Origin of the sequence: Marinobacter caseinilyticus, from assembly GCF_011074955.1 — a bacterium.
In the GTDB taxonomy this organism is placed as follows: Bacteria; Pseudomonadota; Gammaproteobacteria; order Pseudomonadales; family Oleiphilaceae; genus Marinobacter; species Marinobacter caseinilyticus.
This window is the reverse complement of the sequence record NZ_WUQJ01000018.1, coordinates 215,315-240,769: the sequence shown is the minus strand read 5'-3', so window position 1 is coordinate 240,769 and position 25,455 is coordinate 215,315. Positions and strand designations below refer to the sequence as shown.

Genomic DNA, 25,455 nt, shown 5'->3' with positions numbered 1-25,455 from the left:
GCTCAGCCACGGCGCCAGCTGGTGCCGTCGCGAGAGTCGTCCAAAATGACGCCTTTCGCCGCCAGTTCGTCCCGGATGCGATCCGCTTCGGCGAAGTCACGATCCTCGCGAGCCCGTTTGCGAGCGGCAATCATGACTTCAACGTCATCCGCGGATAATTCCGCGTCCGCACCGCCCTGAAAGAAGCTTTCCGGGTCTTGCTGCAGAATACCCAGGATCTTGCCCAGCCGGACCAGCACGGCCGCACCCGCGCGGGCCTCGTCGTCACGGCCTTCGCGACGATGCAGATTGATGTCAGCAACAACTGCATGCAGCGCAGTGATGGCGCCGGGTGAGTTAAAGTCGTCATCCATGGCCGCCAGGAAGCGCCGATCGTGTTCGGTTTCCGGCACGTCTTTCGCGGGCACCAGGCCACGCAGCGCCTGATAGAGCCGTGTCAGCGTACGACTGGCCTCCACCAGGTTGTCTTCGGAATAATCCACCTGACTACGATAGTGGCTGGACACCAGAAAGTAGCGCACGACTTCGGCCGGGTATTTGTCGAGAATCTCGCGAATGGTGAAGAAGTTGCCCAGTGATTTGGACATCTTTTCTTTATTCACCCGCACCGCACCGGCATGCATCCAGACCCGGGCAAAAGGCTGCCCCGTTGCCGCCTCGGATTGGGCGATTTCGTTTTCGTGGTGGGGGAACATCAGGTCCGGGCCGCCACCGTGAATATCGAAAGTATTGCCCAGGCAACAGGTCGACATGGCTGAGCATTCGATGTGCCAGCCAGGACGGCCATCGCCCCAGGGTGACGGCCAGCTCACTTCCCCTGGTTTGGCCGCTTTCCAGAGCGCAAAGTCGGCCGGACTCCGTTTGGCTTCAGCCACATCCACACGGGCACCGGCCAGCAGATCTTCGAGCTTTTTCTTGCTGAGCTTGCCATACCCTTCAAAGGCATTGACTGCAAAATAGACGTCGCCATTGTCCGCTTCATAGGCGTAATCCTTGCTGATCAACACATGAATCATCGCAATGATTTCATCAATGAATGCGGTCGCCCGAGGCTCCTCCGTGGGCGGCAAAATGCTCAATTTCCGCTCGTCTTCGTGCATCGCATCGATCATGCGATCCGTCAAGGCGGTGAACGTTTCGCCGTTCTCGTCAGCGCGGCGCAGAATCTTGTCATCAATGTCCGTGATATTGCGCACGTAATTCACGTGGTAGCCACGATGCCGCAGGTAACGGGTGATGACGTCAAAAGCAACCAGCACCCGGGCATGCCCCAGGTGGCAGTAGTCGTAAACGGTCATGCCACACACGTACATGCGCACCTTGCCGTCTTCCAGTGGCTTGAACTCTTCCTTGCGCTGGCTAAGGGTATTATGAATTCTGATCACGTTGGACTCACCTGGTTTCAGGGTCAGGATTTGGCTTTTGCCCAGGAATCCCTGAGCGTCACGGTTCGGTTAAAGACGGGCCGACTGGCGGAGGACAACCGCTCATCAAAGAAGAAATAACCCTCCCGCTCAAACTGATACGGCAGATCATGCCGTGGCGTGGCCAGGCTCTTTTCAACCCGGGCGCCGGTCAGACGCACCAACGAACCCGGATTCAGGTGCTCGACAAAATCGCCCTCTTTGTCACTGTCGGGTGATTCATGATTAAACAGCCGGTCATACTGGTTGATGTCGACATCGACACTGTCGGTCGCAGACACCCAATGGACGACACCGTTCGGTTTGTAACCGTCGGGGTTCACGCCCAGGGTCGCGGGGTCGTATTCACATCGCAGCTCAACAATTTCACCGCTGGCATTGCGCACCACTTCACGACACGTCATCACATAACCACCGCGCAGGCGGACGGCCTGATCCGGCGCCAGCCGCTTCCACTTGCGGGGCGGCTCCTCGGCAAAATCTTCCCGGTCAATAAACAGCGTCTTGGTCCATGGCACCTCACGGGTCCCCATGTCCGGGTTCTGCGGATGCACCGGCAAGGTCAGGGTTTCAGTTTGATCGTCCGGGTAATTGACCAACGTCACCTTCAGCGGGCGCATCACGCACATTGCGCGCGGCGCGCGGGTGTTCAGATCTTCGCGGATGGCGTGTTCGAGCATACCCATATCCACCGTACCGCCGGCTTTGTTCACGCCAATCATATCGCAAAATGTGCGAATCGATTCCGGCGTATAACCACGGCGACGCATACCGGAAACGGTCGGCATCCGCGGGTCATCCCAGCCGTCACAGTGGCCTTCATCCACCAGCCGTTTCAGCTTGCGCTTACTGGTTATGGTGTAGTTCAGGTTCAGCCGCGCGAATTCGATCTGCCGTGGCCGGCAAGGCACCGAAATGTGCGCCAGCACCCAGTCATACAATGGCCGGTGATCCTCAAATTCCAGGGTGCATAGGGAGTGGGTCACGTATTCCAGGGCGTCGGAGATCGGGTGCGTGAAATCGTACATCGGGTAGATGCACCACTTATCCGCGGTCTGGTGATGGTCGGCGTAGCGAATACGGTACAGAATGGGATCGCGCAGATTGATATTCGGCGACGCCATATCGATCTTTGCCCGCAGGACCATTTCGCCATTGCCGTATTTTCCTGCGCGCATGTCGCGGAACAGCTGCAGGTTTTCCTCGACCGGACGGTCGCGATAGGGGCTGTTGCGTCCGGGCTCTTTCAGAGTGCCACGGTATTCCGCCATCTGGTCGGCGGACAGCGAGCACACATAGGCCTTCCCCTTCTCGATCAATTCCACGGCAAAGTCGTAGATGGCGTCAAAGTAGTCGGAGGCATAACGCACCTCACCGGCCCACTCGTACCCGAGCCAGGTGACATCGCGCTTGATGGCGTCGATGTATTCCTGTGATTCCTTCTCAGGATTGGTATCGTCAAAACGCAGATTGCACTCCCCATCGAAGGCCTCCGCGATGCCAAAGTTCAGACATATCGACTTGGCATGACCAATGTGGAGGTAGCCATTCGGCTCCGGAGGGAAGCGGGTGACCACTTTCCCGGTGTGTTTGCCTTCACGCACAGCCTCTTCAATAAGGCTAAGGATAAAGTTATGGGCTTTCTTTGACTCGGCGCTCATAAGATCTCGACTGATGGGATGAACTTAAGCGGCGTATTATACGCATATTTGCTCGCCTAACTCATGCACAGGAACAAACTCTCCCGTACAATGGCGTCATATTGTAACTTTCATGAAACCTGACAATCACCCAGAACAGGACACCAGAATGATTCGGTTGAAAACCACCCATGGCGACATCACCATTGAATTGGATTACGACAAGGCCCCGGAAAGCGCCAAGAACTTTGAGCAATACGTTCGTGACGGTTTTTACGATGGTCTTATTTTCCACCGCGTGATCAGTAACTTCATGGTTCAGGGTGGCGGTTTTGAGCCTGGCATGGTGCCACGCAAAACCGGCGCGCCGATCAAGAACGAGGCCAACAACGGCTTGAGCAACATGGCCGGCACTGTTGCCATGGCCCGCACCATGGACCCGCATTCCGCCACCGCCCAGTTCTTTATCAACGTTGAGAACAACGGCTTTCTTGATCACACCGCTGAAACCTCCGAAGGCTGGGGTTACACTGTGTTTGGCAAAGTAGTTGACGGTCTTGAGGTCGTGAACACCATCCGCTTCGTCAAAACCGGCATGATCCAGGGCCACCAGGATGTCCCCGCAGAAGACGTTGTCATCGAAAAAGCCGAAGTGATTGAGGACGGGGGGGCCGTTTGACCACGCTGTTCATTTCCGACCTGCACCTGGAGGAATCACGCCCCGACATCACCCGGGCTTTCATGGATTTTCTCAGTGGCAAAGCGCAAGGCGCCGAGCACCTTTACATTCTGGGGGACTTTTTTGAAGCCTGGATCGGTGACGACGAGCATACCCCTCTGCAGGAACAGGTGGCCGCCGCGCTCAAAGCACTCAATGACTCGGGCACGGCCATTTCACTGATGCACGGCAACCGTGATTTTCTGATCGGTCCGGATTACTGCGCCCGCTTTGGGGCCACCTTGCTGGAAGACCCCACGGTCATTGACCTGTATGGCAGCCCCACCCTGCTCATGCATGGCGACAGCCTGTGCACCGCTGACGTGGAGTACCAGAAGTTTCGCACCAGCATGCGCAACGAACAATGGCAGAGCATGTTCCTGAAACGTCCGCTGGCAGACCGCCAACTGGTTGCGCGCCAGTTGCGTGAGATCAGCATGGCCAAGAACAAGGGCAAAGAAGAGACCATCATGGACGTCACGCCCGCAGAAGTGGTCAAGGTGATGGAAGAACACGGCGTGCAACGATTGATTCACGGCCATACTCACCGGCCTGCGATTCATGATCTCACAGCCAATGGCCAACCGGCACACCGAGTCGTGCTGGGCGACTGGGGTGAGAACGTCTGGTGGGTGGAGGCCAGCGCTGGCCAACCACCCGAGCTCAAGAAAACCCCACTCTAACGTTGTCGCAGGCCGGTACCTCAAGCCGAGGCTATCCCGATTTCGCCAACGCTCTGCCAAGTGGCGAGTTGGTGAAAACCGTGTAACTGTGCAGCACCGGTGGCCACTACGTCGATGATTTGGCCTCGCGCTTGCCCTCAATCAGGGGTTGCAGCGCCTGCAGCTTGCCCGCGATGAACTCCATAGCCAACCGCGTCCGGGCCCTTTGCCGGAGGTTCTGATGAGTCAGCAACCAAAGCTCAATGCCCTCAGCCTCCAAGGGCGCCGATAACCGTTGCAATTCGGCACAGCTGTCTCCCATGTAGCAAGGTAAGACACCGACACCGCTGCCGGCCCGAATCAAGGTGTACATGGTGTGCAAACTGTTGCACCGGATGACTGGCTGCGATGCCTTCAGGTGCTTCTCGTACCAACGGCCCGTCGCAAGATGATTGAAACTGTCGTCCGGCACTACCCAGGCCTGCGCCTCGGGGTGGTCCGGGTCGAAATCCGGATTGCAGTCAATGTATGGCACGGCACAGTATATGGCGGACTCGATGTTCGCAATGCGCTGGCCGGTCATATTTTCCTGGGGATGGTTGGTGGGGCACAGGGCAATATCAGTATCGCGCCGGCTGAGGCTGAGCACATCGCTGCCAGTACTGATGTCCAACTGAATACCCGGGTAAGCGGTCACAAGCTCACTCAGGATCGGATTGACCAAACCTGTGAGCAGCGTGTCGGTGGTAGCCAGGCGCACTTTTCCAAACGGGAGCGTTTCCTGCCCTTTCAGCTTCTGTTCCAGCGCTGCCATATCACTGCTGAATCGCTCTGCTTCCGAAAAAGCGGTCTCCCCGGCTGGCGTCAACATGACGCCGTCGCGAGTGCGCTCAAAAAGCTGCACCCCGAGTTGCTCCTCCATCTGGTCCAGCCGACGCAGCACCGTGGTCTGGTGGACGCCTAAAATCTCGCCGGCGCGGCTGAGGTTGCCCGCCGTCGCGAGCGCGTGTACGTACCGAAGATAATCCCAATCCATTGTCACTGCACTTTTGCAAGGTTATATGAGTTTTAACGTATTCATACTGCAAAAATATAGCTTTATACTCCTCGCCACAAGTCACCCAATGAATGGAGGAGCCATCCATGACACAGCAGCAACATCTTATTACATCATCCGTCCCCTCCAGCGTTCTGCACAACAGCGCAGACGTTCGGGCACAGTACACACGGGTGGCAGCACGCCAGATCGCCGGTATCGCCAAGAAAAACCTGCGCTCGGTGTATCGCCAGATTCGTGCACGTGTGGTTCTGAAAAACCCCACGATGCCAGCAAGCTAAGCGACTACTTTTCAGGTACAGCGCCTGACAGGTTTGACAGAATAAAAAGAGGGGCCCACCGCAGGCCCCTCTTTTTTTGTCCAAATTTCTTTTGTGTATAAACCGTTGGTTATGATTTCGCGCGCACGAAATTCATTTTCTGATCCGCCAGCTTCACCTCATCACCCACCCCGGCGCAAGCAAACAAAGCCGGCTCAGCATCACCGGTCGTCATGCGGTAGGCACGTCCAGTTGGTACGAACGGATTGTCCGACTGCCACCGGCCGAGCCGAAGCGGTATGGGTGCCCGGACTCCAACAGCACGGTCCGTCCATCCGAATGTCTGTCCGTGCTTTTCCTCTGCATTGTAACCGCGCTTCAGCACGCCACCTTCGCCATTATCCATGGAGCGTAGTGAAAGCCTGCAGACGTTGCCACTGGTCCACAATGGTGCCCCATGCTGACGGTTGACGGCCCATCGTTTGCCAACCGTTCATTGCAGATCAACGTATCAGGGACGGCCGTCACCTCTCACGCCGAGGCGGTCCAGGTAAACGTGAAGTTCTGCCTCGCTGAGATTAACGTACTCCAGTACGCGACCATAAAGCATCGCGGTCGGCACATTGCGGCCCTTCCGTTCGCGCTGGGTTTCATGCACCACGTACAGAATAATCCGCTCCGTGCGGGTCAGACCGTCACGGACGTCGGGAATGGTTTCTAACAGTGTATCCAGTTGCTCGGGACTCAAGGGGCGCTCTTGTCTTAAGATTTAAAGTTCGTAGCGTATTTAGGCAACCGGCGTTGGTCATGTCAGCTGCGTTCGCATCGAGGCCCTCAGTCGGCGTGCATCGTTTTTAAGCCAATCCTTTAGGTATCTTCCTTTCAATGCCTTGGAAAACAGAAAACCCTGAGCCTGCCCATTGGAGAGGGCCTGCAACGCTCGGAGACTCTCCGAGCTCTCGACACCCTCCGCCACAGTGGAGATACCAAGCGACTCGCCCAATGCCAGCAGGCTCGTCAGAATTTTTTCACTGCGTTCATTGCGGTGAAGATCCTGAATAAAGGATTTATCGATTTTGAGCTCGTCAGCACAAACCTTGTGAATAATTTCCATTCCTGAATAGCCCATGCCAAAGTCGTCAAGTGATATCTTCACTCCGAGCTCATGCTTCAATCGATTACATGACTTTGCTGCGGCATCCAGATCTTCCATGAACGCAGTTTCGGTAAGCTCTATGATCAGCCTTTCTGGTGCAACATTCCAGATGGATAAGGCATTACTAATTGAATTATAGAGACATTCTTCACCTAAGCAGCGGCCAGAAATATTGACACTGACAGAGAATGGATAACCTCCGAGATCCATGTTGTCCAGATTCTGTAGCTGGCGCACCGCGTTTTGTATGCTCCAGTTGGTAATCAGAAAGATCAGATCTGACTGCTCTGCATATGGAATAAAAACATCGGGCGGGATATAGGTACCTAGATGCGGCCATCTAGTGAGCGCCTCAAAGCCGACGCACCGCCCCGACTTCAAATCAATCTGCGGTTGATAAAATAACTCCAGTTCATTGTTCTCTATTGCGTTTCTTAGCTCTGATTGCATATCTCTGAATAATTCCGGCCTTGGCCGTTGCGCTTGGTGGATCTTCCAACTGGGGCTGGAACCACGCACTGAAGCGAGCGCCGTCTCGGCGGCAAGCAACAAATCCTCAGCCTGTATCCCGATGTCGGCACTGGAACTTGCGCCAAGCTTGGCAGGCATGAAAATCGTTTCGCCTTCAAATTCGTAAGGCAGGGACAGCGCATCATCCAGTTTTGCCAGGGCCAATTCCAGAATGACGGTATTTTCAAGTAAAGGCAGCACCAGGCAAAATTGCACGCCGCCGGTTTGGTGCAAGCAGTCATCGTATTTCGCCATTGCTGAGACTCTGTACCAAGCTTGCCTCAGAATTGAGTCTCCCGTGTCATAACTGCGCCTGGCATTTATCTCATGTAACGAAGGAAACTTAATCAGAATAATGGCAACGCAACGACGATGCTGAGCGGCCGCTTTTAATTGTCTTGGGAGAATGGAGTTGCGGAGGCTTTGATGGGTGGTTGATTGCAAGGCGCAGGTCCTCAGATGTAAAAATCATCAAAATCATATTGTTGGTTATTCGCTGGGATGCTTTTGATTATCTCCAGATTGCTCTCACCGTCCTCCCTCGGCTTGGCCAGATCAACAATCACCGGGTTACGGTTTCGGTGGCCGTCGGCATCGAACACAATAATGACTCGTGGACGCAACCGGTGCGCCCTGCCAGCAGCAACAACGATAGCGGTGCTGTTGTCCGATAGCTCAACGACGCTACCAGCAGGATAGATGCCAATCGCCTGAATAAACTCTTCAATCAGTTCTGCCTGGAATTCTATGTTCCGCGATGCATAAAGCTGTTTTAAGGCTTCGCCGGAGGAGATTGCCTCTGCATAGACTCGTTTGGATGTAACGGCATCGTAAAAGTCGGCGATGCCTACAATCCGGGCGTAAAGAGGGATGGAATTACCGGTCAGCTGACTGGGGTAGCCTTGTCCTCCATGCCTTTCATGATGGCTAAGGATTGCCTCCCGGATATTGCGGGGTATGCTACCGGCTGAGGCCTTATCCAGTGCTGACAAGCCCAAACTGACGTGTTCGTGGGCTGCCTCGCGCTCCTCCCTTGTCAGAGATGCCGATTTATTCAAAATTGCATCGTCAACCCAAAGCTTACCGATATCACTCAATAAACCAGCGATCGAGAGGTCCGTGAGTTCTTGCTTTGGCAGGCCCAGCTGTCGCCCCAGAGCAACAACCCAGACAGAAACGCATAACGCGTGTTTGAAAACATAATCGTTTCTCGACTTCATCCGAGCCAGCCAGATCATGGCATCGGGGTTGGCGATCATGCTGTCAATCATCGGGCGGGTGGCTTTCCGGATCTTCCCCAGATCCAGGTTTTTCCCATCAACAAGTGAGTCAAAAGTCTCCGTCACCATCTGGCTGAAGTAACCCATGGATGCGGCAGCTTTTGGAAGCTCATTCTCCAGAGTCTGCTCTATGGCATAGCGCTCTGATTTTTCCCGCCCAGGCACTGAACCGCCCTGCCGGGCAATTTGCACCTCGTCACTGGCCTCGGCATGAGGCACTGGCGACGGTATGGTTTGGATAAAACCGGCAGGGATCGTTGAGGTATCAACCCATACGTAGTCGCATATTTCCTGAAGTTTACGGAGCTCGCTCTCGTCTCTTATGTAAAATCCCTGAATGAGAAATGGCGATTGCAGCCAGGGGCGATCCAGCTTGCTCACGTACATACCAAAGTCAAGATTATCGACAGGCAGTTTGACGGCTTTCGTTTGTTCTGCCTTGAACATTTGAAACGCTCCGATAATTATTTTTTTACATGGAAGAACGGCACGTTCCGTCTCGAGTATGGTTTGTCATCCACAACCAAGCAAGGCGACTGGCCAAATTAAGCCCTGACATTGAAATTGACGACCCCTCTTTGGCCAATGCTTACCAGCACAGTTAATTTACCAAGAGGTTGACCGCAATAACGACAAATACAGAACTAAACAACTGCATAACTACATAACCACATAACTACATAACTAATGAATGAGCCGCTCTGCGAATATTACGTTGCCCCGCCTGCCCTCTATGAGCAGTAAAAATCTTCGAATATCACTACTCCGAGGGATATCTGATCGCAGGCGTCAGTGCCTTCCAATAACCTGCTGCGCTACAAAAGCTTGCGCAATCACGTACTGGCCGAAGTGAACGTGGCGCGATTTACGAAGCCTTGCTTGTTGTCAACTGGCCGCTCTGCCTGAAGCACTTCAATGCGCTTGCAGATCGTTTCCCAGACTGATCTCCAACGCCCGCAACTGGTCGGCCAGCCGTTGATCGCCGGTAGCGCGCCACTGCCAGTAAAGCGCCAACACATCCTCAATGTTGTCGCTCACTCTGCGCCGGCAGGCCTGGGCCACCAGTTCCAGAAACGCAGCGAAACGTGTTGCCAGTTCGGCAAACACGTGGCGGTGACTGACGGCGTTATCCGCCAGATAGTCATAGGCTCCACCGCCCATACCGACGAAATAATCCTGACGGAAGCCCTTCCGGGCATAGCCTTCCGGAAACAGCGCTCCCACAAACAATGCCTGATCCCCCAATTGCCGCAAGATCAGGCAACGTTCGTATTCAGCCTCGGCTTCATGGGCATCTTTGTATAACAGGGCCAAGGGGCGCAGGTTAAGGCGCCCGTCGTCGTAACTGAATAACTGGCGGCTGTCCCCCAGACGAGCCAATACCGACCCGACATACCACAGGGTGTCTTCTTCGGGGCGCGGCTCCAGACCGTCGGCACAGTCCACAAGACGTTCTCGAAAATAATCACCCAATGTGCGCTCAAAGGTTTGAACTGCGTGTTCGAGCATGTCGACACCTCCCACAGGTTGACCTTTATTGACTATAAAACAGGCAAGGAACAATTCAAGGCATAACTCCCGCCCCGGTTATAAAAAAATAGTCATTAAAATGAGCTTTCCATGCTCTTGAAAGCACCGGGACTGTACCTATTTTGTCACCAAAGGCCGGCTTAACAGCCGGTTTCTGCCGTGTTTTTCACAGTTTGGAGTTCCTTCAGGAGGACCCAGCAATGCGCATCACACCGCTCTACGACCGGGGTGTAATTCGCCGACTGGACGCAGAAACCACCCACCGCGGCATCGTCATTCTCGACTCGGCCGTCGGAACCCCCAACCGGAGCAAAGTGCTGGCCACCGGTGTCGGGGCATTGCTGGACGGTGGTGAGACGCGTCCGCTGACAGTGGGCAATCGCGTGCTGTTTGCCTCAACCGCCGGCATCGACACCAAACTGAACGGCGAAACCTATCCGATTGTTCGTGAATCCAAGATTCATGCCGTCATCGAAGACGCACAGACGCAGGAGAAAGCAGCATGAGCAGCAAGATGATCACGTTTTCACGGAATGCCCGTGAAAGCATGTTAGCGGGCGTGAATGTACTGGCAGACGCCGTCAAGGTAACCATGGGACCCAAGGGCCGTAATGTGATTCTGGACAAGGGTTTTGGCGCGCCCCGGGTCACCAAAGACGGTGTGACGGTAGCCAAGGAAATCCAGCTTAAAGACAAATTTGAGAACATGGGCGCCCAGATGGTCAAAGAGGTCGCTTCAAAAACCGCCGAACTCGCCGGCGATGGCACCACTACTGCCACTGTATTGGCGCAGGCCATCGTGCGGGAGGGTCACAAAGCCGTCGCCGCGGGCATGAACCCCATGGATCTGAAGCGCGGTATAGACTTCGCTACCAGCGCTGCGGTGGACGAACTGAAGAAACTCGCCAAGCCCTGCGCCGACAACAAGTCCATCGGCCAGGTTGCCACCGTTTCCGCCAACTGGGATACCGACATTGGTGATATTTTGGCCCAGGCCATGGAAAAAGTAGGCCGCGGTGGGGTGATCACGGTTGAAGAGGGCAAATCTCTGCAGAACGAGCTCGAGGTGGTCGAGGGCATGCAATTTGACCGCGGTTACCTGTCACCTTACTTCATCACCAGCCAAGACAAGATGCAGGCGGAACTGGACAACCCCTATGTGCTGCTGTTCGACAAAAAGATCGGCAACATCCGCGACCTGCTGCCGGTGCTGGAAACGGTGGCCAAGGCCGGCAAGCCCTTACTGTTGATCGCGGAAGATGTGGAAGGCGAAGCTCTGGCCACGCTGGTGGTGAACAACCTGCGTGGCATTCTGAAAGCGGCGGCGGTGAAAGCACCGGAATTTGGCGACCGGCGCAAAGCCATGCTGCAGGATATCGCCACACTCACCGGCGGCCAGGTGATTTCCGAAGAAGTGGGCCTGTCACTGGAGAAAATAGATTTGGATCAGCTCGGGTCCGCCAAGCGTGTTGTCATCACGAAGGAGCATACGATCATCGTGGATGGCGCTGGCAAAAAAGCCGACATCAGTGCCCGAGTGGACCTGCTCCGTAAAGAAAGCAAAGCGTCCAAGTCCGATTATGATCGCGACAAACTGCAAGAGCGTGTGGCCAAGCTGTCGGGTGGTGTCGCTGTCATCAGGGTGGGCGCCGCCACTGAAATTGAAATGAAGGAGAAGAAAGATCTGGTGGAAGACGCCCTGCACGCAACCCGTGCTGCTGTAGAAGAAGGCACAGTGCCGGGCGGCGGTATCGCGCTGGTGCGTGCAGCCGACGCCGTGCGCAAGGCCAGGCTCAAGACCCTTAACGAAGATCAGCAGGCCGGTATCCGTATTGCCTTACGAGCCATGGAGGAACCGTTCCGCCAGATTGTTGCCAATGCGGGTGTGGAAAACAGCGTGGTACTGGACAAAGTCCGTCGTAACAAGAACGTCTGTTGGGGCTACAACGCTCAAACCGAAGAGTACGGCGACATGCTTGCCATGGGGATTCTTGACCCGGCTAAAGTGGCCCGCACGGCACTGCAAAATGCCTCGTCTGTGGCGGGCATGATGCTCACGACCGAAGCCATGGTAAGTGAGGCTCCCGCAGACAAAAACGCACCGGAGCCGGCCGCACCCGATTACGATTTCTAGTGCAGCGAGGGTTAGCCATTCAGAGGGGCATCAATATCAGGGGGCCTTCAAGGCCCCCTTCCTTTTGGTTAGATTTTGCTCGTCAAAGCCGCTAACACAACTAGCCTGGCAACGTTGTGCACACAGAGAACACAGAGAACACAGAGAACACCTGAAATTATTCAGGGAAGGCAGGATTGTTGATATGCATCAACCCGCTTATTACCACATGTTATACGATGAAAACGTTCAGGGGGGCCGCTTGCGCCATCACCGGCCGACGCCGGACGATTCAGTACGGAGATGATTCATGAATGGACTCTCGCCAGCACTGCCGGTGTTTCAAACCCGGGATCTGACCAAGACCTATCGACAGGGCGAGGTGGAAGTGCAGGCTTTACGGGGGATCGGCCTGGAGCTGTTTACCGGCGAACTGGTGGTGATGCTCGGCGCGTCTGGCTCTGGCAAATCCACCCTGCTAAACATTCTCGGAGGCCTGGATGTACCAACCAGCGGAGAGGTGAACTACCAGGATATTGACCTGACCCGTGCCAATGACCGGGAACTGACCCGCTATCGCCGGGATTATGTGGGCTTCGTGTTCCAGTTCTACAACCTGATACCAAGCCTTACGGCACGGGAAAATGTCATGGCGGTGACCGAGATCGCCCGCAGCCCCATGGACCCCGAAGCCGCCCTGGCGCTGGTGGGCCTGGCCAACCGGATGGATCACTTTCCCGCTCAGCTCTCCGGGGGCGAGCAACAACGGGTTGCGATCGCCCGAGCCATCGCCAAACGTCCGAAAGTATTGCTGTGCGACGAACCTACCGGCGCCCTCGATTCTGCCACCGGCGTGCTGGTTCTGGCGGCGCTGGACAAGGCCAACCGGGAAACCGGGACGACCACCGTTATCATCACCCACAACGCCTCGATTGCTCAAATGGCGGACCGGGTCATCACCCTGTCCGATGGCAAGATCAGCAAGGAGTACCACAACCCAACACGGCAAGACCCGCGCACACTGAGTTGGTGACACCATGCCATTCTTTCGCGCCAGTGCCCTTCAGACCAAACTGCGTCGGGAACTCTGGCAGATGCGCGGGCAGATGCTGGCCATCGCCCTGGTGATTGCCGGCGGCGTGGCAGTCTTTTTGCTGTCGCTGGTGAATTATTCCTCACTCACCGCCACCCGCAATCAGTACTACCAGGACTACCAATTTGCAGAGGTGTTCGTCACCATCAAGCGAGCACCCCGGCACGCGTTGCAGCAGGTCGCAGCGATTCCCGGCGTGACACGCCAAAGTGGCCGCGTGGAAGGCGCTGCCACGCTGGAAGTGCCCGGTTTCAGCGATCCCGTCTCCGCGCGCCTGGTGTCACTGCCCGCTACCGGACAACCAGCGCTCAACCGACTCTACCTGCGCTATGGCCGTTTACCGGCAGCCTCCCGCAGCGACGAGGCAGCGGTCATTGGCAGCTTCGCCGACGCTCATGACCTGATGCTGGGAGACCGGCTGGACGCCATCATCAATGGCCGGCGGCAATCTCTGACTGTGGTCGGTATTGTTGAGTCTCCAGAGTTCATTTACGTCATTCCACCCGGTGGCATGCTGCCGGATTTCAAGCGCTATGGCGTGCTCTGGATGGCCCAGGATGCCCTGGCACCGGCCATGGACATGGTCGGTGCGTTCAATAGCCTGGTGCTGCAGGTAGACTCGTCGGTCCCCATCCCCGCTGTGATTGACCAACTCGACCGCCTGCTTGCCCCCTATGGCGGCACCGGCGCCTACGCCCGGGCGGACCAGTTTTCCCACCGCTTCCTGAACGACGAGCTCAACCAACTGAAGACCATGGCAACCATCTTCCCGACCATTTTCATGGGTGTCGCCATGTTCCTGCTCAACGTGGTGGTCGGCAGGCTGATCAGCACCCAGCGAGACATCGTTGCGGTGTTAAAGGCCTTTGGATACAGCAACCGGCAAATTGGTTGGCACTACAGTCAATTGGTGCTCGTCATTGCCATCACTGGCCTGCTGATCGGAACCGCTGCAGGCCTTTGGCTCGGTCGCGCGTTGGGCGAGCTCTACATGGATTATTACCGTTTTCCCGGTCTGCTGTTCCGGGTCAGCCCCTGGTGGTTATTGTTGCTGGCCGTGCTGACTCTGATGGTGGCCTGGCTGGGTGGCTGGCGCGCCATTCGGCAGGCGGCCGCCCTGCCTCCGGCGGAGGCCATGCGACCGGAAGGCCCGGCCAGGTACCGGGTCACCGTCACGGAACGCCTGCTCTCATGGATTCGCTTCACCCAGCCGTCCCGCATGATTGTCCGGCAACTGGCCCGGCGCCTCGGCCGCACCGTGCTTTCCGTAACCGGCGTGGCCATGGCGACGGCGGTGGTAATGGTGGGGAATTTTCAGTTGAGTTCCGTCTCCCTGATGGTCCATACCCAGTTTGCCCGAGTACAGAAACAGGACCTGGCAATCACCTTGACCGATCCGGTCAGCCAGGCCGCGCTGTTCGGCATGGCACGTCAGCCGGGCGTTCGCTATACCGAAGGCCGACGGGTGGTGGTGGCGGAACTGGTGAATGGCCATCGGAAATGGCGCACGGCACTGACCGGCATCCCCAGCGATGCAAAACTCCAATTCGTGGTGGATGAGCATCTCAACGACGTACCCATACCACCCGCGGGGCTGTTACTGACCGACTTCCTGGCAGCCAGACTTGCGGTCAGTCCAGGTGATCACCTTCAGGTTCGGGTGCTTGAGGGTCCCCGTCCCAGGCTGTCATTACCCGTGGCCGGTGTAACCAGTGAGTTTCTCGGCGTGAGTGCCTACATGGACCTGGCCGCAATGAACCGCGTGATGAGGGAAGGACCGGTTGTCAATCAGGTGCTGATGAACCTGACGCCCGGTCAAGCGGATACCGTTTACCAGGACCTGCGAGATGCCCCCCGGGTAATGGCCATCAATATCCGCCAGGCGATGCTGGACAGTTTTTACGACACCCTGGCCAAAACCTTCCTGACCTACACCTTCATCATCAGCCTGCTGGGCGGCATCATTGCCTTTGGCGTGATCTACAACACTGTCCGTATTTCGCTGGCCGAGCGCGGGCGTGACCTGGCCAGCCTTAGGGTGCTGGGCTACAGCCACAACGAAGTCTCACACATCATACTCGGTGAACTGGCTATCCTGCTGGTACTTGGCGTCCCCCTTGGCTGGTTTTTTGGCCAGGCGATCGCCAGTTTGATCGTGACGGCTATGCAAACCGAGCTTTATCGTGTGCCATTGATCATGACCGACAAAACACTGGCTTTGGCTGCCAATGTGGTGATCATTTCCGCACTGGTTTCCGGCTTCATCACTTGGTGGCGGCTGCGTAACCTGGATCTGGTCGCGGTGCTCAAAACCCGGGAATGAATCTGGCAACAAAGGAGATGGGGTCATGGCTGGGAGCGAACATTCGATGGCTAAATGGTTGTTCTGGTCGGTCTTCGGTTTGCTGGCAATCACCGTCATGGTCTATGTCCTGCGCCCGGAACCGGTGTGGGTGGATCTTGCACCCGTATCACGCGGCCCCATGCAGGTGACCATTCAGGAAGAAGGCACCACCCGGGTGAAAGACCGATACGTGGTGTCGTCCCCGGTTACCGGTTACCTCCACCGGGTGGACCTCAACGTAGGCGACCTGGTGATCCCGGGTGAGCTGTTGACCAACGTGAACCCGATGCCCGCAAGCATGCTGGATGCCCGCACCCGAGCCGAGGCGGAGGCTAAGGTGGAGGCCGCGCAATCGGCACTGAACTCGGTTCGCCAGAAAGTCAGTGCCGCCAGGGCCGATGCCGAATTTGCCCAAAATGAGTATCAGCGGATGCTGGTGCTTGAACGTTCCAAATTTGTGTCCCGCGAGCGTGTCCAGCAGGCGCACGCTACTGCAACCCGTGCAGAGGCCATCCTGCGCTCCGCCCTCTTTGACGAAGAAGTGGCCGCTCACGAACTGGCGGCGGCCAGAACCCGCCTTGAGGTTTCAGCCGCCCGGTCCGAGGGCGAACAACCGGCCGAGCGTGTGGCGGTGCGATCGCCGGTGAACGGCGCCGTGCTCAACATCCTGCGCAAGAGCGAGGGGGTAATCCAGGCGGGCGAGGCCATTCTGGAACTCGGCGACCCCGGCGCACTGGAGGTGGTGGTGGATGTACTGAGCTTTGATGCCGTCAAACTGGAACCCGGCATGAAGACCCGCCTCAACGGCTGGGGTGGTACTGCGCTGGAAGCTGTCGTACGGCGGGTGGAACCGGTGGGGTTCGAGGATGTATCAGCCTTGGGCGTAGAAGAGCAGCGGGTCAAGGTGATTGCCGATATGGTCAGCCCGCGTGAGCAGTGGCAGATGTTGGGTGACGGCTATAGTGTGGATGCCGAATTCATTCTGTGGCAATCGCCGGACGTTCTCCAGGTCCCGGCATCGGCACTCTTCCAGCACCACGACCAGCCCGCGGTCTTCCTGGCAATAGACGACAGGGCGGTCATACAAACCGTAGCGACCGGCCGCAGCAATGGCCTGATGACGGCGGTGCATTCGGGTGTCGAGGAAGGCGCACAGGTAGTGCGACACCCCGGCCGGGAAATGAACGACGGTGACCGCATTCAAGTCAGGTAATGACTGGCAACCTCCGCCCATGGTTAAGCCCGGCACGGCACTGACCTGCTCACCACCCTGTCTCCCTGTCGCTTCAATTCAGCACCACCAGGGAGATCTTATGACGCCAAATAGAGCCGCCAGCGCATTGTGGGTCAGCCCCGGCAAGGCCTTAATTGTCGAACTCACATGCGTCCTTCGTTCAGAAAAAGCGGCAGAACGAGTATTCGTCTGTTGACATGGTGAGCAACTCAATGAGCATGCCATGCGCGTGGCGCACAGTTGTTCGATGTGACGGTTTGCCGATTACAACCTACTCTGGACGCTGGGCGCCTTGCCCCCTCTAGTCCGGTTGGGTCTGACCCAACTGGGAAAAGCGAATAAAGGCAAACTCCCCGGCCAACGCATTCGCCACCTGCTGAATATGGCCCGGCGTGATCTCACAGCACCCCCCCACCACGCGGGCACCCGCGGCGAGCCAGCGTTGCAAGTGCGCCACATAGATCTCCGGGGACACGTCCTCCCGCGCTTCCAGGGCATCGACTGAGCCTCCATTGGCCAACGTCTGCACCGACTTGAATGCGTTCGCATAACCACCAACACATGGGTAGAGACCCACCAATTCAGGCATGGAAGCAGACATCTGCTCAGGCTCGAAGCAATTCAGCATGATCGCGGTTGGACCATAAGGCGTGACCGCCGCAACGGCTTCAGCCAGGGTTTCACCAGACTTGAGTTTGCCGTTCGCTTCCAGGCGAAATGCGACGCCATAAGGTTTGCCCAGATCATCGACGGCATCACACGCTGCACGGGCTTCCAGACAATTGGTCATGGTTTCCACCAGAAACACATCGGCGGCGGCCTGCAGCCGGACCAACGTTGCATACTCCGCCCTGACATCCTCAAAGTCACGTCCAGGCTGCCCCTGATAACTGCCCGTCAGAGGTGGCAGGCAACCGGCGATATCCACCTCAACACCTACCGCGTCGACCGCCTGCCTGAGCACCCGAAACGCTTGTCGATGGATTGCCTCGATCTGACCCGACAACCCCTGCCGCCGCAGACGCGTTGGTGTTGCCGCGTAGGTGTTCAGCGACAAGGTTTTGGCCCCCGCCTGAATAAATTCGGCATGCACCGCGGTCACAACTTCCGGTTGCTCCTGCATCACTGCAACAGACCAAAGCGGGGAATGCACGGTGCGCGCACGCCGATAAATTTCCTGACCGAGACCACCATCAAGCAGTACCACGGATCGCATAGCGCTTTTGATTCCTTAAAGACTTGGCTGAAGTTGAACGTTGGCCACTTGGCGATAGCCTATTCTGCTAAAAATCACCCGACTGAGGAGCACCCAAACACCCTCTATGACCTACCCTACCATGGCATACTCCACAACAAAGCACCCCACAACACAAAACGCCCCATAACAAAATACCCCCAGGACCGCGCTGGCACTGGGGGTCGACAACGCCTCACTCCAGGCGTTGGGTTACTGGACTTGGCCGAAGTAGCCGGTCAAACGATTTTTGTTGGCGGCGGCGGCCGCAGTCAATCCACTGACGGCCGTTTTGGCGCTGTCATAATTAACGGGCTCGCCAACCTGGATGATTCCCGCCATATTGAGAACCGAATGGGGCGTGCATTTGTAAACATACACACCTTCTTTATCAAGCGTGACGGTAATGCCCTGATTGATGGCACCCTGCCAGCTCACTGCACCCTCCGGCACCGCCACGGAGGCGGAGTTATGTGCCTGACCGACGAGTACAAACTTCACGGTATCGCCGGGCTCAGCTTTCAAATAACCCGGTTCAAACACCATCGCTCCGTCGGCTCCGGCATTTTTCATTTCGACAATGTGCTCGGCTGCCAGGGCTGCGCTTGAGAGGGCTGTCAACGTAGCCGCTGCAATGACTTGTCTAACCGTAAATTGCATTATGACCTCACCTGATTGGTTGGTTACGTGTGTAACACCAGTCGTTACGGGGGCGTGCATCGCCAAGATTGCTAAACCTGTTAAGCACATGTGCTTATGGGAATGTGTAACGATCCCCACCCGGCAACATGTTAAATAACACTGAACGCCTCCACCTGGCCGGCCCGGCGGTGCACTTCGCCCGTGACGGCCACCCGGACGTTGGCAGAACACACCCACACACCCCGCTCATTCACGGCCCCGCACACCTCAACGGCGATCCCACCGGCACTGCCGTTCGTAAACAGAGACTTAATCACCACAAGAGGCCTTTCCATGTATCCACTGCGGATCGATCCGAAGCACAAGGACAGCCTCGCGAGGACCGGCGTCAGTCGGCAATTTGAACAGGAATTACGATGCAGTCACGCCGGTGAGACCGGAGCGGTGTGGATTTATCGTGGCATCCTGGCGACACGGCCCGCCGGGACGTTGCGGGCGTTCGCGACCGAACATCTGAAGACTGAACAGCAGCATCTGCATTTGTTCGAAAGCCTCCGAGGGTGTTACCGAACGAGCCTGCTGCTGCCACTGTGGCGGATGGCGGGATTTTTAACAGGGTTCATCCCCGCTCTTGCGGGTAAACAGGCCGTCTTTGCCACCATTGAGGCGGTGGAGACGTTCGTAGACCTGCATTACCAAGGCCAGATTCAAGCGCTCAACCGACGCACCCAGCGTGAAGCTGAGCGAGCGATACTGAACCTGTTCGAAATCTGTCGTCTTGATGAGGTTGCGCACAGGGACGAGGCCACCCAACAGCGCACCGTCACACCGCCGCGCCGCCTCATCCTGTGGACGACGCTGGTGGGCGCCGGTTCCAAGGGCGCGGTCAGCTTGGCGAGGCACCTGTAAACGTCGTGTCGCCGTTCTTTCTTGAGCGCAGCGCTCGAACGACGACCAGCAGGCAGAAGAGGAGTGCGCCGATGGGGACCATCTCACCGGTGGTTGCGTAAACGGTTGAAACACGCTGGCCCGGCACCGCAACGACCATCACGCCATCGCCCTGGCGATCGGCGCGCATGCTTCCCAGAATTCGCCCATATGGATCGGTCGCGATCGATGTAGCGGCCCGGACCGGCCGTACCATCGACAAGCCCACCGCCACGGCGTTCATACGTGCCATCCTGCCGTGTCCCGGGTCGATGCCCCGCCAGTCGGACGAGGGTACGAGTGCCACACTTCCTCCATCGCTGGCGTTGTCACGAGCGATCTCGGGGAAGCCAAAGTCGTAGCAGATGGCGCCGACGTAGTTCACCCCTCCGTAATTAACAACTCGCGCGTGCGAGGTGCCAACGGTGTCGGGGTCGCCGGGAACCGGGTGGCGCTTGACATATTCGTCGGCCATCGTTCCGTCGGGGAGGTAAATCCGGTATTTGTTCGTATCGTGAAACGGGTCCATCGAATCAACAACCCCATACGCCATGAGCAGCATCACCTCCCTCTCCCTCGCGAAGGCCTGACCGCGTGCGGCGAGAGCGCCTTCGCCAGTCACGGACACCAGCGTGGCCATTTCGTTCCACACCACAACCTGAGCGCCGCGGTCAGCAGCTCGCGCACTGCGGGCAAACAGCTCATCATCCAGCGGGCGCAGGGTCTCAAGGTCTGTGTGAGCGGCGCGGAACTCGTTGTGGGTGACGGGTGAGACCACGCCCCCCACAAGAACCGAATCCCCGGGTGCAGCAGCGCCCAACCGCACCTGCCCGTAGAACAACGCCGAGACCACCAACACGCCAAAAACCCAAATATCCGTGCGGATGGCTTGCAGGCCCCGACTCCAGGCAGCTGCGGTTAGCCCGGAGCCGAGTGCAACGAGAAACGTGATGCCCCCGACGCCCGTCAGGGCCGCAAGCTGAACAAGTGGAAGATTGTCCAACTGGGTATGCGCGAGCACACCCCAACTGCTTCCTGGTGTCCATGTGTATTGCACCCAGCCCAGGACGACGGTCATCGATGCGAAAGCATAAGCGCCCCATCGCGCGCCCAGGCGGCGATGCGCCATGCTGGCGAAACTCAGCGCCAGGAAATACGACAGGGCGAGCGGAATGGCGAACATAGGAACGGGTGCCCAGGGGATTTCCGCCGTCGCCATCTTGCTGACCGCTGCGAGAAATGCCACCACGAGTGTCGCCAGCACGGCCAGATGGCGGCCGAGTGAGCCGCGTTCGTGAAGTACGGCGAGGAGCGGCGCAAACGTCACCCATCCAAACTCGGCCAAGCTGTATCTCATAAAACTCATGACGATGAGACCGCCACCCGCAAGCAGGCATACCAGAAAATATCCCGTCCGCACCGGCACGCGTGTGGGTTTCAAAACCTGCCGAGACGCCGTCATGCGCTCTCCTTGATGGGCTACGCCATGCATTCGTTTGATCTGAGCTTTCCCGTACCTGCCCGACCTTAGCGGGCCCTTACGCCCGGCGTAAACGGCGTGTCGTCGGCCACGCGTCAAAGCCATACATCAGCTGGACACCCGCATCCGGACCTGTTTTTCGATTTCGATAATTACAAATAAGGCCACACCGATTCCAACGATCAGCACCCCATCCATCAAGGCAATCGCTTGAGTCGTGAACACGGGTTGCAGAGCCGGCAAATAGGTCACAGCGAACTGACCGGCAGAGACCACCAGTACCGCCAGCCAAACGACCCTCGTACCGCGCATGGCCGTCCAGGTCAAAACGGTACCGAACATGTTGCGGATAAAAAACAGATGGAATATTTCCATCACCACCAGGGTATTCATCACCATTGACCGTGCCAGGTCCTGCGAATAGCCCTGATCGAGCGCGTAGGCATAGATCCCGAACACACCGCAGAGGAACAGCGCCGCCACCAGTACGATGTGCCATAAAAGCGTACCGGTCAGCAATGGCTGGTTTCGGGGACGCGGCGGCCGACGCATGGCATTTTCCTCGGTCGGCTCAAAAGCCATGGCAATACCCAGCGAGACAGTGGTGATCATGTTTACCCAGAGAATCTGGATTGGCGTGATGGGCAGCGACATGCCGAGCAAGAGCGCCACCACAATGGTTAAGGCCTCACCGGCGCTGGTGGGCAGCGTCCAGCTGATGACCTTCTTGATGTTGTCGTAAACGGTTCGGCCCTCACGCACAGCGGCGACAATCGAGGCAAAGTTGTCATCCGTCAGAACCACGTCCGAGGCTTCCTTGGCGGCCTCACTGCCTTTGCTTCCCATGGCAATGCCGACTTCCGCGCGTTTGAGTGCGGGCGAATCGTTCACACCGTCACCGGTCATCGCTACCATAAGGCCGTGCGCCTGCAGTGCCATTACCAATCGCAGCTTGTGTTCCGGGCTGGTCCGGGCAAAGACGTCGGTGTCCATCACCACCATCGCCAACGTTTCGTCATCAAGCTTGTCGATGTCCGCTCCGGTCATCGGATTGGCGGGATGTTCCAGGCCTATCTGCGCGGCGATTGCGGCGGCGGTGGCCGCGTGGTCACCGGTGATCATCTTCACCCGTATGCCTGCCGCACGGCATTCCGCCACCGCGTCAATCGCTTCCGGGCGCGGCGGATCGATCAACCCGGTAATGCCGAGCAGGATCAAGGTGCCGGTAACGTCGCTCTGCTCCAGCACGGTGTGCTCCGGCGTCACCGGCACCATCGCCAGGGCGAGCACCCGCTGACCCTGACGGCTAATCTTGCCCGCCTGCGTATGCCAGTAGGCTTCATCAAGCGGGGCTGTGCCGCCTTCGACGGTCCGTTGCGCCCTGCACATTGTGAGGATTTTTTCAGGCGCGCCTTTGATGGCGATAAAGGCATGGTTTTCATGGTCATGATGCAGGCTGGCCATGAATTTGTGCTTCGAATCGAAGGGAATGACATCGGTTCGTGTCCACTGACGGCGCTCGCCATGTCCGTCCAGCTCGGCCTTCCCGGCGAGCGCCAGCAGGGCCCCCTCCATCGGATCGCCCTCGACGGTCCACACATCGTTGTGCCGTTTAAGCTCAGCATCGTTACACAGGGCCGCAACCCGGCCCAGCTCCGCCAAACCCGGATGATCCCGGACCGAGATAGCACGGCCCTCCAGCCTTATATCGCCCTGTGGTTCGTAGCCCGTGCCCTCAACAGTGTAAAACTGCCCACCAACAACCACGGAGACCACACTCATATCGTTACGGGTGAGCGTGCCGGTCTTGTCGGTACAGATCACCGAAACCGACCCGAGCGTTTCGATCGCCGGCAGGCGGCGGACAATCGCATTACGCCCGGCCATGGCTTGCACTCCGACCGCCAGGGTGATGGTCAGCACTGCCGGCAAGCCTTCGGGTATGGCCGCCACGGTCAGCCCCACCACCGCCATGAACAGTTCGGTGACATTGTGATGTTGCACAAACAGCCCGTACGCAAAAATCAGCCCGGCAATGGCCAGAATAAAGAACGTAAGCCACTGGGCGAAAATACCCATTTGCGCCACCAAAGGGGTGGTCAGGGTCTCAACGTGGGCAAGCAGCCCGCTGATACGCCCTATCTCGGTCTCCGGGCCTGTCGCCACCACCACACCTGTGCCTTGGCCACTGGTAACCGTGGTGCCGCTGTAGGCCAGGCAGGACCGATCCCCCAGCTCCGCAGCCGGCGCCACCGGTTCAATCTGCTTTTCCACCGCCACCGATTCGCCGGTCAAAATGGCTTCCTGCACCTGTAAGCCATGGGCCTTGAGGAGCCTCAAGTCGGCAGGGACTTTGTCGCCGGCTTCCAGCAGCACAATGTCGCCGGGCACCAGCTGTTCGCCTGCCACTGTGTGACGCTGCCCTCCCCGCAGCACCGCCGCCCGAAGCGCCAGCATGTGCCGGATGGCATCCATCGCCCTTTCGGCCTTGCCTTCCTGCACCAGGCCGATGATGGCGTTGACGATCACCACCGCCAGAATCACGGACATATCCAGCCAGTGCTCAAACAGTCCGGTAATAACCGCCGCAGCCATCAGAACGTAGATCAGGATGCTGTTGAATTGAGAAAGGAGTCGCCACCACAGACTTCGCCGGGGTGGCTGGGGTAGACGATTGGCGCCATGCAGCCGGAGTCTGGCCGACGCCTCGTCGGCGCTCAGTCCCGCTGGGGTAACCTCCAGTTCAGCGAGCACCGTGTCCTGTGGCAGCTCATGCCAGTTGCGTTGATGGTCCATTCAAACCCCGGCTCAGACGTCCATTCTGCGGTTCTGATCGATGCTGGCAGAACGAGCGCCAGCGGGTAGTCAAGAAACTCAGTCCGCCCTCTCTACAGCGGCGCCGATTGTCCGTCGGGCAATGTCAGAGTCCAGGCGATAATAGTTCATGCCATAAATGTGCTGGTGGGCGACCAACCCATGTGAGGCAAACCGCGTCAGTTTCGAGACCACCTCTTCCTCCGGCAGCCCCGTCAACGTTGCGACGTCACATTCGCACAACTGTGCTGAATACAAACCGGCCAGCACCCTCACCCCACCGATATCATCAACCTCCGGCAAAAACCCGACCAGTCGGGACGCCAGATCGTCGCCAATCAGCAGGAGACTCTCTGTCGCACCGGAGATTTGGCAGGTGTACGACACCCATTGCACGCCCGCCGGGTCCAGCCGGCTTAATGCTTCTCGGACAGCCGTCGGAGCCAGGCAACGAAACTCGCAAGTGATTTTTGATCCGGATGTGCAATTAGGCATGAGTCCCTCCCTGATTGTTCTCTCCCTATGGATCCCGGTCGGCCATGACCAGGCCGGCGTCAAATCAGTCGATCAGACGCCGGATCAACATTCCGTCGCGGATACCAACGCCCTCGATTTCCGTGCGTCACTACAGCTGAACTGTGACGCCGTACTCACCGGCTACCCGGACCACTTTTGAGACATCCAGTGGACCTGGCGGAATCTCTCGATCCAGTGCGGTAAACATCTCGACTGCGTTGCTGCCCATGCCCGTGACTTCCAGCATTTCACCGCCGTCGGCGCCATAGCTGAACGCGTGAACAGTGCCTGCGGGAATATGCACCAGGGTGCCGGGCTCGCACACTGTCGTCTCGCCCGCGCAGGTGAATTTAACGTCACCACTCATGACGTAAAACGTCTCATCCCAGTCGTGGCTGTGAGGCGGCGGGCCGGCACCTTCGTCTCCTGACTGGAGCGTGACCTGCTGGCTTTTCGAATCCGCGGCCGAAACCAGAACCGTCACATTGATACCGACAACACAGAGGGCAGCGTTGCGGTCGCCCGGTTTCACAATGAAGTGTTTTTTATTCATCGCCCCCACCTCCTTCGCACCGTATTAATTATAGACGATGCGCCCCCATCGGCGCGGCGTGGTTCCAAGGTTTTTCTGGAGAAATCCAGAGCCGGATCTCGCCTTTTGACGCTGGCGCTATGAAGTAAAAGGCAAGGCCTGACTTCAATTTAATCAGACACCTATCATTCTTCTTCTCCACCGATTGGCAGCAAAACGAAGCCCCTACAAGGCCTCAAAAATGCGCAAACACCGTGCACCCTGACGAGGCCTGGCCAGCGGTTTGACC

Annotated in this window: 24 protein-coding genes; 9 read left to right on the top strand and 15 right to left on the bottom strand. The window is 57.5% G+C overall.

What is annotated here, in order from left to right; translation table 11 throughout:
- Window positions 1-2 precede the first annotated feature (2 nt).
- Both cysS and GRX64_RS07875 read right to left on the bottom strand, forming a co-directional pair.
- Window positions 3-1,385 carry a cysteine--tRNA ligase gene (gene cysS, locus GRX64_RS07880; protein ID WP_166265657.1) on the bottom strand — a complete coding sequence of 461 codons (1,383 nt, stop codon included), beginning with the start codon at window positions 1,383-1,385 and terminating at the stop codon, window positions 3-5.
- A 23-nt stretch (window positions 1,386-1,408) separates the two neighbouring features.
- Window positions 1,409-3,085: a glutamine--tRNA ligase/YqeY domain fusion protein gene (locus GRX64_RS07875; RefSeq protein WP_166265654.1), complete on the bottom strand. Its 1,677-nt coding sequence runs from the start codon at window positions 3,083-3,085 to the stop codon at window positions 1,409-1,411.
- Between the two features lie 148 nt (window positions 3,086-3,233).
- Between GRX64_RS07875 and GRX64_RS07870 the strand changes: the two genes are divergently transcribed.
- Window positions 3,234-3,743 (top strand): peptidylprolyl isomerase, encoded by a 510-nt coding sequence (locus GRX64_RS07870; protein ID WP_166265651.1) that lies wholly within the window; start codon window positions 3,234-3,236, stop codon window positions 3,741-3,743.
- Window positions 3,740-4,465 (top strand): UDP-2,3-diacylglucosamine diphosphatase, encoded by a 726-nt coding sequence (locus GRX64_RS07865; protein ID WP_166265648.1) that lies wholly within the window; start codon window positions 3,740-3,742, stop codon window positions 4,463-4,465. Before GRX64_RS07870 ends, GRX64_RS07865 begins: the two co-directional genes overlap by 4 nt.
- 106 nt (window positions 4,466-4,571) lie before the next feature.
- Here GRX64_RS07865 and GRX64_RS07860 read toward each other — a convergent pair whose 3' ends face one another.
- Window positions 4,572-5,480, bottom strand: coding sequence for a LysR family transcriptional regulator (locus GRX64_RS07860; RefSeq protein WP_166265645.1), 909 nt, complete (start codon window positions 5,478-5,480; stop codon window positions 4,572-4,574).
- 107 nt (window positions 5,481-5,587) lie between these two features.
- On the opposite strand from GRX64_RS07860, the gene GRX64_RS07855 reads away from it, so the two are divergent.
- Window positions 5,588-5,782: a hypothetical protein gene (locus GRX64_RS07855; RefSeq protein ID WP_166265642.1), complete on the top strand. Its 195-nt coding sequence runs from the start codon at window positions 5,588-5,590 to the stop codon at window positions 5,780-5,782.
- 109 nt (window positions 5,783-5,891) lie between these two features.
- Here GRX64_RS07855 and GRX64_RS07850 read toward each other — a convergent pair whose 3' ends face one another.
- The 5 genes from GRX64_RS07850 to GRX64_RS07830 all read right to left on the bottom strand — a co-directional run bounded on the left by GRX64_RS07850 (window position 5,892) and on the right by GRX64_RS07830 (window position 10,216).
- Window positions 5,892-6,167, bottom strand: a complete 276-nt coding sequence (locus GRX64_RS07850) for a hypothetical protein (protein ID WP_166265639.1) — start codon at window positions 6,165-6,167, stop codon at window positions 5,892-5,894.
- A gap of 105 nt (window positions 6,168-6,272) precedes the next feature.
- Window positions 6,273-6,509, bottom strand: a complete 237-nt coding sequence (locus GRX64_RS07845) for a hypothetical protein (protein ID WP_166265636.1) — start codon at window positions 6,507-6,509, stop codon at window positions 6,273-6,275.
- A 57-nt stretch (window positions 6,510-6,566) separates the two neighbouring features.
- Window positions 6,567-7,871 (bottom strand): GGDEF domain-containing phosphodiesterase, encoded by a 1,305-nt coding sequence (locus GRX64_RS07840; protein ID WP_166265633.1) that lies wholly within the window; start codon window positions 7,869-7,871, stop codon window positions 6,567-6,569.
- 11 nt (window positions 7,872-7,882) lie between these two features.
- Window positions 7,883-9,154 carry a cyclic di-GMP phosphodiesterase gene (locus GRX64_RS07835; RefSeq protein ID WP_166265630.1) on the bottom strand — a complete coding sequence of 424 codons (1,272 nt, stop codon included), beginning with the start codon at window positions 9,152-9,154 and terminating at the stop codon, window positions 7,883-7,885.
- A gap of 465 nt (window positions 9,155-9,619) precedes the next feature.
- The gene (locus GRX64_RS07830) at window positions 9,620-10,216 is read right to left on the bottom strand and encodes a hypothetical protein (RefSeq protein ID WP_166265627.1); all 597 of its coding nucleotides are present in this window, start codon (window positions 10,214-10,216) and stop codon (window positions 9,620-9,622) included.
- A gap of 221 nt (window positions 10,217-10,437) precedes the next feature.
- Here GRX64_RS07830 and GRX64_RS07825 point away from each other — a divergent pair, with 221 nt between their 5' ends.
- The 5 genes from GRX64_RS07825 to GRX64_RS07805 all read left to right on the top strand — a co-directional run bounded on the left by GRX64_RS07825 (window position 10,438) and on the right by GRX64_RS07805 (window position 17,000).
- Complete coding sequence (locus GRX64_RS07825) at window positions 10,438-10,743, top strand: co-chaperone GroES (RefSeq protein ID WP_166265624.1); 306 nt, start codon at window positions 10,438-10,440, stop codon at window positions 10,741-10,743.
- Window positions 10,740-12,371, top strand: a complete 1,632-nt coding sequence (gene groL / locus GRX64_RS07820; protein ID WP_166265621.1) for a chaperonin GroEL — start codon at window positions 10,740-10,742, stop codon at window positions 12,369-12,371. Before GRX64_RS07825 ends, groL begins: the two co-directional genes overlap by 4 nt.
- A 289-nt stretch (window positions 12,372-12,660) precedes the next feature.
- Window positions 12,661-13,383, top strand: coding sequence for an ABC transporter ATP-binding protein (locus tag GRX64_RS07815; RefSeq protein WP_166265618.1), 723 nt, complete (start codon window positions 12,661-12,663; stop codon window positions 13,381-13,383).
- Window positions 13,384-13,387: 4 nt separating this feature from the next.
- Window positions 13,388-15,766, top strand: coding sequence for an ABC transporter permease (locus GRX64_RS07810; RefSeq protein ID WP_166265615.1), 2,379 nt, complete (start codon window positions 13,388-13,390; stop codon window positions 15,764-15,766).
- Between the two features lie 25 nt (window positions 15,767-15,791).
- The gene (locus tag GRX64_RS07805) at window positions 15,792-17,000 is read left to right on the top strand and encodes an efflux RND transporter periplasmic adaptor subunit (RefSeq protein ID WP_166265612.1); all 1,209 of its coding nucleotides are present in this window, start codon (window positions 15,792-15,794) and stop codon (window positions 16,998-17,000) included.
- 322 nt (window positions 17,001-17,322) lie between these two features.
- Here GRX64_RS07805 and GRX64_RS07800 read toward each other — a convergent pair whose 3' ends face one another.
- From GRX64_RS07800 to GRX64_RS07790, 3 genes are all read right to left on the bottom strand, one after another.
- Window positions 17,323-18,237, bottom strand: a complete 915-nt coding sequence (locus GRX64_RS07800) for a homocysteine S-methyltransferase family protein (protein ID WP_166265609.1) — start codon at window positions 18,235-18,237, stop codon at window positions 17,323-17,325.
- Window positions 18,238-18,468: 231 nt separating this feature from the next.
- A complete protein-coding gene (locus tag GRX64_RS07795) occupies window positions 18,469-18,975 on the bottom strand; it encodes a pseudoazurin (protein ID WP_235937579.1) in 507 nt (168 codons plus the stop codon).
- A gap of 71 nt (window positions 18,976-19,046) precedes the next feature.
- Window positions 19,047-19,232, bottom strand: coding sequence for a hypothetical protein (locus tag GRX64_RS07790; RefSeq protein WP_166265606.1), 186 nt, complete (start codon window positions 19,230-19,232; stop codon window positions 19,047-19,049).
- Here GRX64_RS07790 and GRX64_RS07785 point away from each other — a divergent pair.
- Window positions 19,231-19,806, top strand: coding sequence for a demethoxyubiquinone hydroxylase family protein (locus tag GRX64_RS07785; protein ID WP_166265603.1), 576 nt, complete (start codon window positions 19,231-19,233; stop codon window positions 19,804-19,806). The two genes, GRX64_RS07790 and GRX64_RS07785, sit on opposite strands and share 2 nt — an antisense overlap.
- On the opposite strand, the gene GRX64_RS07780 is transcribed toward GRX64_RS07785, so the two are convergent.
- From GRX64_RS07780 to GRX64_RS07765, 4 genes are all read right to left on the bottom strand, one after another.
- Window positions 19,784-21,286 (bottom strand): nitrilase-related carbon-nitrogen hydrolase, encoded by a 1,503-nt coding sequence (locus GRX64_RS07780; protein ID WP_166265600.1) that lies wholly within the window; start codon window positions 21,284-21,286, stop codon window positions 19,784-19,786. The two genes, GRX64_RS07785 and GRX64_RS07780, sit on opposite strands and share 23 nt — an antisense overlap.
- A gap of 126 nt (window positions 21,287-21,412) precedes the next feature.
- A complete protein-coding gene (locus GRX64_RS07775) occupies window positions 21,413-24,100 on the bottom strand; it encodes an HAD-IC family P-type ATPase (protein ID WP_166265597.1) in 2,688 nt (895 codons plus the stop codon).
- A gap of 78 nt (window positions 24,101-24,178) precedes the next feature.
- Window positions 24,179-24,613 carry a hypothetical protein gene (locus tag GRX64_RS07770; RefSeq protein ID WP_166265595.1) on the bottom strand — a complete coding sequence of 145 codons (435 nt, stop codon included), beginning with the start codon at window positions 24,611-24,613 and terminating at the stop codon, window positions 24,179-24,181.
- Between the two features lie 130 nt (window positions 24,614-24,743).
- On the bottom strand, window positions 24,744-25,187 hold the full coding sequence (locus GRX64_RS07765) for a cupin domain-containing protein (protein WP_166265592.1): 444 nt from the start codon (window positions 25,185-25,187) through the stop codon (window positions 24,744-24,746).
- Window positions 25,188-25,455: the final 268 nt, after the last annotated feature.

Excerpts from the sequence above, each read along its gene's own strand:
- GRX64_RS07805 (WP_166265612.1), top strand. The coding sequence starts at position 15,792 with ATGGCTGGGAGCGAACATTCGATGGCTAAATGGTTGTTCTGGTCGGTC.
- GRX64_RS07765 (WP_166265592.1), bottom strand. The coding sequence starts at position 25,187 with ATGAATAAAAAACACTTCATTGTGAAACCGGGCGACCGCAACGCTGCC.
- GRX64_RS07850 (WP_166265639.1), bottom strand. The coding sequence starts at position 6,167 with ATGGATAATGGCGAAGGTGGCGTGCTGAAGCGCGGTTACAATGCAGAG.
- GRX64_RS07810 (WP_166265615.1), top strand. The coding sequence starts at position 13,388 with ATGCCATTCTTTCGCGCCAGTGCCCTTCAGACCAAACTGCGTCGGGAA.
- GRX64_RS07825 (WP_166265624.1), top strand. The coding sequence starts at position 10,438 with ATGCGCATCACACCGCTCTACGACCGGGGTGTAATTCGCCGACTGGAC.
- GRX64_RS07770 (WP_166265595.1), bottom strand. The coding sequence starts at position 24,613 with ATGCCTAATTGCACATCCGGATCAAAAATCACTTGCGAGTTTCGTTGC.
- GRX64_RS07875 (WP_166265654.1), bottom strand. The coding sequence starts at position 3,085 with ATGAGCGCCGAGTCAAAGAAAGCCCATAACTTTATCCTTAGCCTTATT.
- GRX64_RS07870 (WP_166265651.1), top strand. The coding sequence starts at position 3,234 with ATGATTCGGTTGAAAACCACCCATGGCGACATCACCATTGAATTGGAT.
- GRX64_RS07800 (WP_166265609.1), bottom strand. The coding sequence starts at position 18,237 with ATGCGATCCGTGGTACTGCTTGATGGTGGTCTCGGTCAGGAAATTTAT.
- GRX64_RS07830 (WP_166265627.1), bottom strand. The coding sequence starts at position 10,216 with ATGCTCGAACACGCAGTTCAAACCTTTGAGCGCACATTGGGTGATTAT.
- GRX64_RS07860 (WP_166265645.1), bottom strand. The coding sequence starts at position 5,480 with ATGGATTGGGATTATCTTCGGTACGTACACGCGCTCGCGACGGCGGGC.
- GRX64_RS07785 (WP_166265603.1), top strand. The coding sequence starts at position 19,231 with ATGTATCCACTGCGGATCGATCCGAAGCACAAGGACAGCCTCGCGAGG.
- GRX64_RS07835 (WP_166265630.1), bottom strand. The coding sequence starts at position 9,154 with ATGTTCAAGGCAGAACAAACGAAAGCCGTCAAACTGCCTGTCGATAAT.
- GRX64_RS07790 (WP_166265606.1), bottom strand. The coding sequence starts at position 19,232 with ATGGAAAGGCCTCTTGTGGTGATTAAGTCTCTGTTTACGAACGGCAGT.
- GRX64_RS07775 (WP_166265597.1), bottom strand. The coding sequence starts at position 24,100 with ATGGACCATCAACGCAACTGGCATGAGCTGCCACAGGACACGGTGCTC.
- GRX64_RS07780 (WP_166265600.1), bottom strand. The coding sequence starts at position 21,286 with ATGACGGCGTCTCGGCAGGTTTTGAAACCCACACGCGTGCCGGTGCGG.
- GRX64_RS07795 (WP_235937579.1), bottom strand. The coding sequence starts at position 18,975 with ATGCACGCCCCCGTAACGACTGGTGTTACACACGTAACCAACCAATCA.
- GRX64_RS07815 (WP_166265618.1), top strand. The coding sequence starts at position 12,661 with ATGAATGGACTCTCGCCAGCACTGCCGGTGTTTCAAACCCGGGATCTG.
- GRX64_RS07855 (WP_166265642.1), top strand. The coding sequence starts at position 5,588 with ATGACACAGCAGCAACATCTTATTACATCATCCGTCCCCTCCAGCGTT.
- groL (WP_166265621.1), top strand. The coding sequence starts at position 10,740 with ATGAGCAGCAAGATGATCACGTTTTCACGGAATGCCCGTGAAAGCATG.